Raw genomic sequence first — 13,665 nt, 5'->3', positions numbered from 1 at the left:
CAAAGTATTACCGTTAGGTTGACACCTTGACCGAACAAGGGACCGTTAATCGTCAATATACTCATAACCTCAAGGGGTTATCATATATGGCGATTTTTGATAACCTCGGTATTATATAAAGTCGCTCAACCAATATTGTATAGAGCATCGGGAATAACCCGCTAAATGTTAAGGAAGCCGATATGCCACAATCATCTGACGCGCAATACCCACCACTACCGTTAATACAAACTTGGGTATGGATGATGACCGAATCGAATAACCCCGAAATTCAACAAAAAGGTCAGAGTAATTTAATCTCCTCTTTTGGCAGTTTAGCCAAGGCTAACGAATACCTCATTACTCAGCAAAGTCGTTAATCGCACTTTAATAATAAAGAGGAAGCCATCGGCTTCCTCTTTATATTTATATTTTTTTAACCTGTTTCGCGACGACGTATAATACTCTGGTTAAGCATACCGAGTAATGTTTCAGTATCTTGCCAGCCCAAACACGCATCGGTAATACTTTGGCCATAACGTAAAGCCTGTCCCTCTACGTGATCTTGGCGCCCCTCCACTAGGTGACTTTCAATCATCACGCCAAAAATGGCTCGCTCACCAGCACTTATCTGCCCTGCAACATCTTCAGCCACCAGCAACTGACGTGTAAACTGCTTACAGCTATTAGCATGACTAAAATCCACCATAATATTGGTAGGCAACTTAGCCTTAAGCAGTTGTTCGTTAATCGCTTTAACATGTTCAGCACTATAGTTGGGCTCTTTGCCCCCCCGCAGAATAATATGGCAATCAGGGTTACCTTTAGTCGATACAATGGCAGAATGGCCGTATTTGGTCACCGACAAGAAATGATGTGGGGCACTGGCCGCGCCAATAGCATCGATCGCCACTTTAATAGTGCCATCGGTTCCATTTTTGAATCCCACAGGACAAGATAAACCCGACGCCAATTCACGATGAACCTGAGACTCTGTTGTGCGAGCACCGATAGCTCCCCAGCACATCAGATCGGCAACATATTGCGGTGTGATCATATCTAAAAACTCACCGGCAGTCGGCACGCCCATATCGTTTAAATCCAGTAATAGCTTACGTGCTGTGCGCAGCCCATCATTTAATTTAAAGCTATTGTCCATATCAGGATCGTTGATTAACCCTTTCCAGCCCACAGTGGTGCGCGGCTTTTCAAAGTAAACTCGCATGACGATCTCAAGTTGATCTTTATATTGCTCTCGTACCTTCACTAAGCCTTGCGCATATTCCAACGCCGCCACAGGATCGTGGATTGAACACGGGCCCACCACCACCAACAGGCGATCATCTTGCTGCTTTAATATTTGATGAATACTATTACGCGCATTAAAAACAGTGGCAGATGCATTTTCAGTAGCCGGAAATCGCTCAAGAATCGCGACTGGAGGTAATAACTCTTTAATTTTATTGATACGAACATCATCGTTTTGATAATACATGATATATATTTACACTCCGGCTAACGATTAAAAACAAGTCTCTCTTTTGCGCTACTTGTTTAAATCTATCCAGTATTATCGAGTATTGCAACTAAACAGTGGCCTAATACAATTAAAGATGAAAAATAAGATTTTTATCAGTAATTTGTAAAAGGTGATTTATCAATTTCACCACTCGTAATAAGCCGTTAATGCCGCCTAAAGCTGTCGCTAAATTTAACATAACAGCGAAGTTCAGTTTAAAGCAGCCACAACCTTCATCTAACCTAAGGTTACCATCAAGCCAATAGGCTATAACAGAAAATAACGTTGAGCTTATTGCTGTTCCTCAATTAGTAGAGGTCAGCAGTTACTCGTCTGATAAGTCTACACCAACGGCCATGTATATTAATTTACGATGAAGATGCTAACCTTGTCACGGACGGACAGTTAACCCAATATTTAGTTACGAATTAAGTCAATAAGGTGCGCTGCAGCGCATATACAGTGCACCAGCATAAAGCCTATAAATCCATGGGCACAACTCTGATGATAACTGCGCCAATTTAACGCTTCACTGCTGCCTTGAGTCACAAACCACATCACACCGGTAAACGACACTAACAACAGCAATATCAGGCCAACCCCCTCTATCACACTAAAGAGGCCTCGCCCCCCAGCTGCAGGGATCTTACCGCGCTTTAAACCGCAAACATCACTACTTAGTTGGGTAAAATCCCCCATAAGCCAAGGAAAAAATTGACGCCACTTCCCCTTAACAACATTCGCCAGTAACATCGGTAGCGACAAACCGGCAACCAACATACCTAAATAAACATGTAAATAATCCCAGACTGAAGCATTCACTCTGATGCTGCGCCCCATTACAATCCAACTGCTGGTGAGGATCAAAAATAGCGATAACAAGATCAACAGCAGATGTTGGTACTCTATGGTTTTATTAATCAATTTACGGAGCATATCAGTCATCTCCTAGCCGTAAGCCACACTTACAGTTGATGCAATTGACTCGCATATTCGCCCACTTTATCCCAATCGGTGTACTCCACCCGAGTATCTGGCGCTGTCGGCCCTTTGGTGAGCCACATGATGAAGCGAATAATATTTCTATCGAGGGCGTTGTAGCCTTGATAATCTAAATTGCCACCAAATACTGCCAGTAACTTAGGTTTCCAAGACGTTTTGGCTAAAAATGCCTGCATATAGGGGTTGGTTTCTGGGGTGTTTTTAGCCGGTTTTCTGGCCACTAGACTGACCGAAAAAAAACTACTCACCTTATCATTTAAGGCCTGCATATTTTGACTAATAAAGTCATAGACCGCGGGATGATGTTTACCGTGACGAATACTGGCCCCCAGCACCACCTTATCAAAGGCTTCAAGTGGTGGCACATCGTCAATACTGGCGCAAGTAACCTGATTGCCAAAAGATTCGAGACGCTGCTTGAGGTGATCAGTGACCTTACGCGTCTGTCCATGTACGCTAGAATAGATAATTAATATTTTACTCACTGATACCTCTAACTTTATTAATATCAACCAATAAAATCATCATAAGCGATTTGTAGCAATATTTAATTGAAACAGATCACGAGGGGTTGCAGCAAAAGCCCTGGTAAGTTTACCTGCATCACAAATACAGCGATAATTCGTTAAGATTAATGCCCCTCGCCCAGCTCGCCATGCTCAGTGCGCGCTCACTGTTAACGATAGCCCCCCCTTGCATCATGCTGCTCAACTCCTAAAGAAAAAACCAAGGTAAATTCATAGATATCAGTAATAAATAAGATGAAATTAAGCAAGGCAAGGTCAATAATAGTGCGATAGACTGCTTGTTACTTCATCACATAATTACATTTGAAACCATGACTGAAAAGGGTTCTAGCGCTTCACAGCACAATCAGCTTGATGTCTCTGCACGTAAAAAAGCCTTGTCACTTGGGCGTTATATAGGCTTGAGTGGTGAGGAAGGGTATCGACCTTCGATGGCATCAATAACAGCGCGTGCCCAGCAACGGCAAAACCTGTTAGTCAACCAATACCAGAGTAATCTAGAAACTATCTATACTATTGCGCTAGCACAAACACCTTCTGATGTGATTGGCGCTGATTTAGACCCCGACTGGATCCATCAATTCTTTCAATTAGCGGAGCAGATCCATAACCGTAACATGCAAACCTTATGGGGGCGTATATTAGCCAATGAACTCACCAGTCCCGGTCGCTTTAGCTTACGCAGCCTATCGACACTCAAACAGCTAACTCACAAAGAAGCACAGATGTTTGAAAAAGCCTTAGGCATGAGCGTAACCGTTAATAACGAATCCAAACTGAAATTACTCATGGGCTATCGCCATTCTGGTGGCATTGGACAACTGTTTCGCAAGTCAGACAATACCCACATCGCCCTGTCACAATTTGGCTTACCTTACTCCGCCATCCTAACTATGGTGGATGCGGGATTACTGCATAAAAGCGAGTTTGAAACCGGGGTGCTTAACGCTAAAACCGCCATCAGCCTGACATTATCGGGCAAATCTATGACGCTCACCCCTAAACATGGAAACCTGCAATTTAACTACTATCGCTTAACTCCTTCGGGCGATGAACTCGCCCAATTGGTGCGTTCTAAACCGGATGAAGAGTATGTTAAAGCGCTAACAGCCATTTTTAGTAAAGACTTTAAAATTGATTATTGACTCGTTTGCGCCACGCCGCAATTTACAGGCTGAGGATTAAACCAGTTAAGGCTTTGAGCTAAATCAACCACTTCGCCAATAATCATGAGTGCTGGCATCTGTAGTTGTGGCGATGCCGCCAACTGTTCCAGTTCTTCTAAGGTGCCGATAAAGCTTCGCTGTTCATCGGTCGTCGCTTTAGAAACGATCGCAACCGGTGTCGTCGACGCACGACCCGCCCCAATGAGCCCTTGCTTAATGGTGTTAGCATTTAAAATCCCCATGTAAATCACTAGGGTGTTTTGACTGTTGGCGTAGCTTTGCCAGTCGATCGGACGACTCGCCAGTTTGCAATGACCGGTAATAAAGGTCACGCCTTGCGCATGATCTCTATGGGTCAATGGAATGCCAGCATAGGCTGATGTCCCGCTCGCCGCCGTTATGCCAGGGACAACTTCAAAGGCGACGCCGGCTTCGACCAGGGTTTCTAGCTCTTCACCGCCGCGACCAAAGATAAACGGATCACCGCCTTTAAGGCGCACCACATGTTTGCGGGTGTAAGCCTTAGTAACAAGCAGTTGATTGATCTCATCTTGGGCCGCGCTATGTTTACCAGCGCGTTTACCCACGGCAATTTTCTCGGCAGCTACTGGCACTAAGGCCATGATGTCCTCACTCACCAAAGCATCATAAAGCACTACATCGGCTTGTTTTAAGATGCGAAAAGCTTTAAGCGTGAGTAGCTCAACGTCTCCTGGGCCTGCGCCAACCAGCCAAACTTTGCCGCGCTCCTGCTGCCTAGGTAAAGTAATTAGTTCCATGTCCGCATCTCTGCCAATAATAATTAGCTTAATATAGCGTCATTTTTATTACTTAAAAAATATATAATAATTAGATTCTATTCCATTTAGTTATTAAGAATGTATCGAAAAGAACCTATGACGGTAGCAAAAACCGTCGCGGCGCAGATAAAAGATGCAGTGTGGCGAGTCAAATGTTAAAACAGATCTAGCTTTTACTGTTATAGCCACATGATCTCATATGCTCAAAGCGCATATGCTAAAAGGAACACATGGATGAAAATATCTCAGTGTCGTTATTGGACGCCTCTACTTGGATTACTTACGCTCGCTACGCCAGCCTTTAGCGCAGACAAACCAGAGATCGCCTCTCCCTCAAAAAGCGACTCATTGGTTGATGAGAGGATAAAGGTGGAATTGGCAACCGCCGACTTACCCTTTGTGATCACCCCGCACAAGGTCAATTACATCTTACCTTTCACCTATAACACCAGTCCCAATATCGAGCCCTTTAAAGAAGAGATAGAAAATTCCGACGCCGATATAGATAAAATGGAAGCTAAATTTCAAATTAGCTTCAAGTTTCCGCTGATGTACAACGTATTTGGCGATAATGGCCACTTGTTTTTTGCCTATACCAATCAATCTTATTGGCAGGTCTATAATAAAGAGATTTCATCACCGTTTCGGGAAACAAATCATGAACCCGAAGTATTTATGCTGTTCAATAATGATTGGAAAATTGGCCCGCTAACTAACTCGCTGTGGGGGATCGGCGCGGTGCATCAATCCAATGGCCAAACAGGTGATCTCTCCCGTAGCTGGAATCGTATCTACGGTACTATGGTTTTTGACAGCGGCCCCTTTGCATTGAGCGCCAAGGTGTGGTGGCGTATTCCTGAAGACGCCAAAGAGACGCCCACATCGGCAAGAGGCGACGACAACCCCGATATCACTGATTATATGGGTAATGTTGAATTACACGCGGTGTACGGGTTAGATAAACATAGATTTAGTATGCTACTGCGTAACAACTTAGATAATCCTAACTATGGCGCAGTGGAAGTCACTTGGAGTTACCCCATCGTCGGCAACCTAAGACTGTATACGCAGTACTTTAACGGCTATGGCGAGAGCCTATTAGACTATAACTCACACACCAATAGAATTGGGATTGGCTTTTCCATAAACGACATTTTATAACGGCCTGAGTGTGGGTTCAGCACGAGAGGATAAACCATCAGCATGATGAAATTCGGTCATCAATCCATCATCAATGGCTTTGGATTAATCATGCTTATTAGCTGCCTGCAACTGACGTTTATCGCACTGCGAAACGAGCCACCTAAGGCGCTGTTAACAGGTAAAGAGATCCGTGACGATTTACAATTTTTGCAGCAACAATTAGCCGAACACTCCTCATTTGCCGCTATTGCACCGCAGCGATTAACACTCATTAGCGAGCGGGCTCAAAGGCTGGCCGAGCAGAGCACATTGCCCGTCAAGCGCAGTGAGTTTGCCATGCAGCTACATAATGTATTAGCACCTCTCGATGATATTGCTAGTCGCATATCTGATGTAAATAATGCAGCTAAGCTGCCCATTCATCTTCAACACAGTAACGATGGCTGGCGAGTACTCAATAACGACAATAGGCTAATCGATAGCGAACACCCTTTAGTGACTCATATTGATGGCCTGCCCATTGCCCGCTGGGTCGATGCTTGGCAACGGTTTTTAGCACCATCACAGCAATCACAGCCTGATCAGCAAGCCAAACTGCTACACCATATTTCGCTACTGAGACAAGAGATAGGCATAGAGCATAGCGACCATGTACGCATCACCTTGAGTGATCTGCAACAGCATATCCGCCAGCTTAATCTGCCATTACCATCTTCGACTCAAATCTTGCCTGCAACAGCACTAAAAACAGAGGGCTACTATGATGCAGTCCGCGGTCAATTTAGCCTACATGACTTAAGTAAATTCACTCCCAATAGTCCATTGCAAAAAGCGCTCAGCCAGTCGTTATCAACGCCGCTAACCATCATAGATTTACGTAATGCTTATGGCCATGGGGATCAACTGTTAACTGGGTTGGCGCAACACTATCGCAAGCACAACTTACAAGCCAATGTAGACACGGCTTCAGCACTTTACGCCATTGCCCGTTATCGACGAGCGCCAAACTTGCGCAGCGATTATTTGTCGCAATTGAAATTTGTTGCCTATGATAACCTCCCCACCGATGAACAACAGCAGGTAAACCAAGCCAGCCAACAGATCCGTAGCCAGTTTGATACTCGCTTTAGTCAATGGCATGCACGTAAATGGCCCAGTAGTGCGCCAACATCAGCGACCAGCCGAGCGAGATTGCCAAGCGGCACATTTGCCCAACAAAGGCTCACTCAGCCTAAATTGTCCCCCTATCCACCAGACGCACATCAGATGCCTCAATATGAGCCCGCTTGGCTAACACCATTAACATCCCCCATGGCTCAAGCGGGACAGCTAGTATTATTGATTGGCCCCGACTGTCGTCAGCAATGCCAGTGGGTAGCCTATTTTGCCCAGCAATGGGCAAATACCCTATTAATCGGTGAGCCGACTCGCGGTAGCTTTGATAGATATCACCTCATTACGTTACCCAACAGCAATATTAAGGTGAGCATTAGCAGTAGCCTCATTTATGATATGCTCGGCCAACAGTTATCAGGGCTAGCAACTTATCCTGATATTTTAACCAATACAGACGCCATGTTATGGCGCAATTCGATCATCTCGCTCATCGATTTATACGCCAGCAAAGACTCTCTAGAATGACCAGAAAGCCCTCTAGCAATCGCCTAATGTCCACAAAAAAAGGAGCAATAACATGAAGACACTAATCAACACCCTATCGAGCCGATGGCCCCATATTAGGATGCTCACAAGCGTCCTGTTCCTCGGCCTAGCCAGCATCAATTTGGCCCATGCAACCGATTTAAAAGTAGGCGATAAAGCACCAGACTTTAGGCTGCAAGCAACCGACGGTCATTTCTACCAACTACAAGATTATTTAGGCAAACAAACGCTGGTGCTGGCTTGGTATCCCATGGCTAATACTCACGGCTGTACATTAGAGTGCAAATCACTGGTGCAAAAAGGCCACCTTATTCGGGAATATAACGCCGTTTATATGATGGCCAGTGTCGATGATCTTGAAGATAACCAAAAGTTTGCCGAAGAACAAAAAGCCGATTTCCCCATGTTAAGCGACCCGACAAAAGCCACGGCTAAAGCCTTTGATGTGCTTAATTTAGTGCGAGTCGCCAGCCGAGTGACTTTTTATATTGGAAAGGACGGTACTATCTTAAAAATTGATGACGATATCAACCCTGCCAGCGCAGCCGAAGATATCGCCGCCACCTTAGCTGAGCTAGGCGTAGAGAAACGCAGTTAAGCCTTAACTTAACCCTTCGAAGGCAAGGTCGTAGGCCTTGCCTAAATCAACCGTTTTAGGCTTATCAGCCTTCAACTCAGCAGTTCGCTTATCGGTTGCTTTAAGTGTCGCCGGATGCACCAAGCTCAATGGCACATTAGCGATAGTCAATAACACTCCCTCAAGGATAAAAGTGCCTGCGCCACCAGCACCTTGTCCAGTTGTTGCGCGGCGATTAAGCACTAATTGCGCCACATTATGTTGCTGACAATACGCCCCAAAGGCGGCGCAAAACAGCGAAATATCCTCTGCGGTAGGAGCCTTAGGAATAGCCAGTTTATTGATTTTACTTACTAACACCCTATGGTCTGCACGCGTCCCCTCAACACTCACTAAACGAGCTTCATTCCCCTTTAAAAACACACCTGTTATCACCACAATATTCACCTGCTGTAAAAACTAAAAAGCCCTCCCCCTGGTGACTCACCACTGGGGGAGGGCTCAAATCGATTAATGGCTTACTTGTCGTTTGCCGTCTGCATCAATGAATTAATCACTATGCCTCTAGCATTAACATCTAAATCCACCTTTACCTTCATACGGTAATCGTTAAGGCTAGCTAACTCTTCAGGGATAGGCTCACCACTGATCTCCATTAACGTCATCATCGGCGTAAACAGCTTGGCGTAATCGGCCGATAGGCGCAATAACCCGTTGCTCGCTAACGCCTCCTCGACTAATCCATCTGCAATTTGTTGGCTTTTATCACCACTGTAGAGAGCTAAATGATTACCTTTAAGGGCCATCTTCACGGTAAAGCCATAATAAGGCGGGAATTGCAGCGCGCTGTTTAAATCAACGGGGCTACCATCTTTAGGGAGTTGAATATTGGCTAATTCTGGTGCAAATGGCTTCACCATATTAAACAAGATGGCGGGGTCATCTGCCGACAGCGTCACAATAGCATCCAAGGTTTTAATCTCAAAATCCGCCGCCGCTTCATTTAACTCATAGTTAATAAGCGACATCGACAACCCTTTAACCCCATTGGCCATCCCTGTAAACATACCTAACATGGCTGGACTTTGACCTTCCATCTCAGCTTGTATTTGGCGTAGAGGTTCACACTGATAGGATGGCGTAAGCAGGTCGTCCCACACTTTTGTCATCGCAGGCACAAACTGAGCGACATCTATGCCTAAACCGATAGAAAATACACTACTTGAAATATCTTGAGTATAAGTAGGTAAAAAACCACGAACTTGTTGCAACGCGCCCATAATCACCTGGTTGTGACTTTCGATAACCGTACTAATGCCCATAGTGGTCTGCTGCTTGGTTAACTCAAATTCTGTGTACCCCATTACGGTTTTAGGCCAGTTGTTGGCGATACCATTAAACTCATCGCGGCACACTTGTGAGCGCAATTCGATAAAGGGATCTTCATCAGCCATGGCAAAGAGACGAGTTAACTGTTTAGCCAATTGGTTGCCGTCACGAGTGGTAATGCCCTTCACCAACTCCTGATGATTGATATAACTTAATCCATCCTTTAAAAAACCGTGTTTAGCAATAGCGTCATCGATAATATTGGTATCACTAATAGGATTGGTCACCGCCTTTACCCCTAAGGCCGTTTCCAACAACATCGGCTCACTAAAGTTGGTGGATAAGGTTAGGGTCAGCATGTCATTATTGATAGCGACCACCAGATCGACTTGCTCAGTATCCCCTTTATCCATCAATGGATAGGCGCGGTAATTAACATCACCCAAGGAGCGCATGTCATGCATTAAGCCACTTTCGGCTTCGAGGCTGTCTAACAGCGCCCAAATCGCCTCAGGCTTTGCAACGTCAAGTTTAAGAACAGGAAGTGCGCCTAAGGTATAAAAATAGCTGGTGATATTTTGCGGTAAACCAAAGGTATCGATAAAGGTCTGTCCATCTTTAATACTCCCCATGTAGCGATTCAATAATCCGAGAACAAACTTCGCGCGCGGATCATCTTCTTCAAGCATCAACTCGCGTAATTCTTCAGGATATTGCTTTTGCGCCTCAGGAATAGCGTCGATGTAATCTTTGATAGGAAACGGACTAAACTGTGCAGAAAACAAAGGAGTATCGGCAGGAATATAGGCCAACGTCGCATTATGTGACTGCGGCTCTTCTTGTTGCGAAACCCAGTAAGCACCGGCTCCAATAGCGATCACGGCCGCGGCCACTAATGCCTTCTTCATTAAAAACTCCCTTTAAATATCGATGATCCGCCAAGACATTGTCACCGCCTTTGGCTGGTACAAAAAAATAGTGTACAGATAGTACTATATGGATGAATAAAAAGGGAAATGACTATTGGACTAGTTAGGCGTATCAAGCAATTGAACAGGTGAAAATACCACAAGAAAGAAGATAAACAGGCGATGCCACATAAGTGAATAACAGTCCCAGACACCTGGATAGCCACACCGGACTATCCAGGGCCTAAGCGATAATTAGCAAGCGCTAGCAAACCAATCAAGTTTCGCAGTGACGTGTTGGTATCGAATTGCTGCCCTGTCTGCTGGTAACCTTTTTATAAGGAAGATAAAAGTTACGCTACCCCAGCGGAATAAAATCCAGACAAACTATCAAAACCATCTACGGGAACTTACAACTATAGAACAAATCACCAGCCTGTGTATAACCATGTTTAAAAAAAGTGCATAAAGCATGAAAAAGTATTAAGACTAACGTCTTATTAGCTTAACTATCATGATGATAGCTACAATCTAAGCGCCTAAAAAAACACCAGCAGTTATACACCAATCCCATAACACCTAAATCTCATAATGCAGGCCACATTCCCGCTTCAAGCCATTAAAACGTGTCTCTTCTTCTGTCATTCCCAGTGTTAAGGGTTGGGTAGAATGGGTATCACCTACTGAGACATAACCTTGCTCCCACAGCGGATGATAGGGTAATTGATGTGCGATCAAATATTGATGCACATCTTTATTACTCCAATCGACTATGGGCAGTAATTTATAACGTTCGCCATGAATGGCTAAAATAGGCAAAGCTTCACGAGTGCTGGCTTGGGTGCGTCTTAACCCCGCAAACCAAGTGCCAATATTAAGCTCTTGTAGTGCATTTTGCATCGGGATCACTTTATTGATGCGATTATACTGCTCTAGACCATCGAGCCCCTGCTCCCACAATTTGCCAAATTTGGCCTCTTGCCAAGCGGCGCTCATTGGCGCTCGGTACACCTTAAGGTTAAGTTGCAAGCGCTCGGTCAATTGATCTATAAACTGATAAGTCTCAGGAAACAGGTAACCTGTATCGGTTAAGATCACCGCAATATCACTCTGAGCCTGACTGACCAGATGCAACATGACTGCCGCCTGAATGCCAAAACTGGATGACAAACCATGCTCACCGGGTAAATAGGCTAATCCCCACAGGACGCGCTCGGCCGCTGTAAGAGTCACAAGGTATTCATTTATCTTTGCTAATTCAGCTTGTTGCTCTACTTTAGGTGCGCCAATCAGCGCCTGTAACTGGTTTGGCGATATCATTAATTTATCCATGAAAATCCCTGGCGGCATCTAATACCGCTTTCACTACGCCGACACGCACAGTGAAGTTACCAAAGGTTTCTCCCGTTTCACGCTCACTGACATAGCGAGCAAACAGGGCATCGAGTTCGGCTAAAATCTCCGTCTCTTGAATATTCTCTCGATAAAGCTTATTCAATCGCGTACCTTCAAAACTGGCACCAAGATAGAGGTTATAACGCCCGGGAGCCTTACCAACCAAGCCAATTTCAGCCGCAAAAGGACGAGCACAACCATTAGGGCACCCCGTCATACGAATAACAATACCTTGGTCGAGAAAACCATGCTTTTCCTGCAGCGCTTCAACTTTGGTCAAGAAATCAGGAAAGTAACGCTCCGCTTCTGCCATCGCTAATGCACAAGTCGGCAATGCTACGCAGGCAATGGAATGACCACGGGTTTCGCTGATCAACTTGCCCATCAAACCGTGACGGCGCGCAATCGCTTCAATCTGTGCTTTATCTGCCTCGGCAACACCCGCGATGATGATGTTCTGATTAGAGGTCATACGAAAATCCCCTTTGTGTACCAAGGCAATTTCACGCAGTCCAGTTTGCAACGGCTGATCCGGTAGATCTTTAATCCGACCGCCTTCGATAAATAGGGTCAAATGCCATTGGTCATCAACGCCTTTTATCCAACCATAACGATCGCCGCGATCGCCGATCACTACATCACGTTTAGGCTCAAACTTAATGCCAGCACGCTTTTCAACTTCAGCTTTAAAGGCATCAAATCCATGTTTTACAATGGTGTATTTAAGGCGTGACTGTTTACGATCGGAGCGATTGCCCCAGTCACGCTGCACTTTAAGTACCGCTTCGGCAAACTTAAGGCAATCTTCCGCTTTAATAAAGCCAAAATCATCACCCAGACGCGGGAAGGTGGCAACCTCGCCATGGGTTGATCCCATACCGCCGCCTGCCACCATATTAAAACCAATTAACTCACCCGCTTCAGCTACGGCGATAAAGCCAAGGTCGTTGGTGTAGACATCGACATCATTATCGGGCGGTACCGCCACCGCCATCTTAAATTTACGCGGCAGATACGTTTTGCCATACACAGGCTCTACTTCATCACCCTCACTGACGGCCACCTTGTCATCACCTAACCATATCTCGGCGTAAGCTTTAGTACGCGGCAAGTAGTTATCCGACAACTGCTTGGCCCAGTAAAAAGCTTGCTGATGCAGCTTAGACTCTACCGGGTTGGGATTACACATCACGTTGCGGTTGACGTCACCACAAGCTGCGATTGAATCTAGCGCTTCTTTGTCCAAATCTTGAATTAGCGTTTTAAGATTACGCTTAGGAATACCGTGATACTGAAACGTCTGACGCGTCGTAAGACGAATGCTATTTGAGCTGGTGAGGTTTGAGGCAATTTTATCGACCCCCAACCATTGCTTCGGCGTACACACCCCACCCGCCACTCGAGCACGCAACATAAAACTGTAAAGAGGTTCTAGCTTTTGCGCTTTACGTTCATTGCGTTGATCGCGGTCATCTTGCTGATAAAAACCATGAAACTTGATCAGTTGCTGGTCACCTTCGCTGAACGAGCCAGTCAATGAGGTATCTAGCCCCTCTTCGATAGTGCCGCGCAAATAGTTACTGTCGGTCTTTAGGTGTTCATTTACTGATAATTTTTGTTCGCTCATGGCTACTGTCTTTCCCTATAAGTGCCCGGGC

Annotated in this window: 13 protein-coding genes; 5 read left to right on the top strand and 8 right to left on the bottom strand. The window is 45.3% G+C overall.

Annotation, left to right across the window (positions count from 1 at the left end; all coding sequences use genetic code 11):
• Window positions 1-182: 182 nt before the first annotated feature.
• A complete protein-coding gene (locus AC5YBZ_RS03445) occupies window positions 183-359 on the top strand; it encodes a hypothetical protein (RefSeq protein ID WP_475515922.1) in 177 nt (58 codons plus the stop codon).
• Between the two features lie 56 nt (window positions 360-415).
• Here AC5YBZ_RS03445 and aroG read toward each other — a convergent pair whose 3' ends face one another.
• From aroG to hemG, 3 genes are all read right to left on the bottom strand, one after another.
• On the bottom strand, window positions 416-1,474 hold the full coding sequence (aroG, locus tag AC5YBZ_RS03440) for a 3-deoxy-7-phosphoheptulonate synthase AroG (RefSeq protein ID WP_494519994.1): 1,059 nt from the start codon (window positions 1,472-1,474) through the stop codon (window positions 416-418).
• 441 nt (window positions 1,475-1,915) lie between these two features.
• Complete coding sequence (locus AC5YBZ_RS03435) at window positions 1,916-2,443, bottom strand: cytochrome b/b6 domain-containing protein (RefSeq protein ID WP_494543408.1); 528 nt, start codon at window positions 2,441-2,443, stop codon at window positions 1,916-1,918.
• Between the two features lie 20 nt (window positions 2,444-2,463).
• Window positions 2,464-2,985, bottom strand: coding sequence for a menaquinone-dependent protoporphyrinogen IX dehydrogenase (hemG, locus tag AC5YBZ_RS03430; protein WP_494519996.1), 522 nt, complete (start codon window positions 2,983-2,985; stop codon window positions 2,464-2,466).
• A 353-nt stretch (window positions 2,986-3,338) separates the two neighbouring features.
• Here hemG and AC5YBZ_RS03425 point away from each other — a divergent pair, with 353 nt between their 5' ends.
• Window positions 3,339-4,172 (top strand): TIGR03899 family protein, encoded by an 834-nt coding sequence (locus AC5YBZ_RS03425; protein ID WP_494519997.1) that lies wholly within the window; start codon window positions 3,339-3,341, stop codon window positions 4,170-4,172.
• Here AC5YBZ_RS03425 and cobA read toward each other — a convergent pair.
• Window positions 4,166-4,972, bottom strand: a complete 807-nt coding sequence (gene cobA / locus AC5YBZ_RS03420) for a uroporphyrinogen-III C-methyltransferase (protein ID WP_494519998.1) — start codon at window positions 4,970-4,972, stop codon at window positions 4,166-4,168. The genes AC5YBZ_RS03425 and cobA overlap by 7 nt on opposite strands.
• Window positions 4,973-5,227: 255 nt before the next feature.
• Between cobA and AC5YBZ_RS03415 the strand changes: the two genes are divergently transcribed.
• The 3 genes from AC5YBZ_RS03415 to AC5YBZ_RS03405 all read left to right on the top strand — a co-directional run bounded on the left by AC5YBZ_RS03415 (window position 5,228) and on the right by AC5YBZ_RS03405 (window position 8,396).
• On the top strand, window positions 5,228-6,154 hold the full coding sequence (locus tag AC5YBZ_RS03415) for a phospholipase A (RefSeq protein ID WP_494519999.1): 927 nt from the start codon (window positions 5,228-5,230) through the stop codon (window positions 6,152-6,154).
• A gap of 42 nt (window positions 6,155-6,196) precedes the next feature.
• Window positions 6,197-7,777 carry a hypothetical protein gene (locus tag AC5YBZ_RS03410; RefSeq protein WP_494520000.1) on the top strand — a complete coding sequence of 527 codons (1,581 nt, stop codon included), beginning with the start codon at window positions 6,197-6,199 and terminating at the stop codon, window positions 7,775-7,777.
• A 100-nt stretch (window positions 7,778-7,877) separates the two neighbouring features.
• Complete coding sequence (locus AC5YBZ_RS03405; RefSeq protein ID WP_494521660.1) at window positions 7,878-8,396, top strand: peroxiredoxin family protein; 519 nt, start codon at window positions 7,878-7,880, stop codon at window positions 8,394-8,396.
• A 3-nt stretch (window positions 8,397-8,399) separates the two neighbouring features.
• Here the strand turns inward: AC5YBZ_RS03405 and AC5YBZ_RS03400 are convergent, their stop codons facing one another.
• The 4 genes from AC5YBZ_RS03400 to cysI all read right to left on the bottom strand — a co-directional run bounded on the left by AC5YBZ_RS03400 (window position 8,400) and on the right by cysI (window position 13,634).
• Window positions 8,400-8,813 (bottom strand): DUF3010 family protein, encoded by a 414-nt coding sequence (locus AC5YBZ_RS03400; protein ID WP_494520001.1) that lies wholly within the window; start codon window positions 8,811-8,813, stop codon window positions 8,400-8,402.
• Window positions 8,814-8,893: 80 nt separating this feature from the next.
• Window positions 8,894-10,612, bottom strand: coding sequence for a hypothetical protein (locus AC5YBZ_RS03395; protein WP_494543407.1), 1,719 nt, complete (start codon window positions 10,610-10,612; stop codon window positions 8,894-8,896).
• Between the two features lie 579 nt (window positions 10,613-11,191).
• Window positions 11,192-11,944: a phosphoadenylyl-sulfate reductase gene (locus tag AC5YBZ_RS03390; RefSeq protein WP_494520003.1), complete on the bottom strand. Its 753-nt coding sequence runs from the start codon at window positions 11,942-11,944 to the stop codon at window positions 11,192-11,194.
• Window positions 11,937-13,634, bottom strand: a complete 1,698-nt coding sequence (gene cysI / locus AC5YBZ_RS03385) for an assimilatory sulfite reductase (NADPH) hemoprotein subunit (protein ID WP_494520004.1) — start codon at window positions 13,632-13,634, stop codon at window positions 11,937-11,939. Before cysI ends, AC5YBZ_RS03390 begins: the two co-directional genes overlap by 8 nt.
• Window positions 13,635-13,665: the final 31 nt, after the last annotated feature.

It is taken from the genome of Shewanella sp. 553, from assembly GCF_059338375.1.
This window is presented reverse-complemented; position numbering and strand designations above follow the sequence as displayed.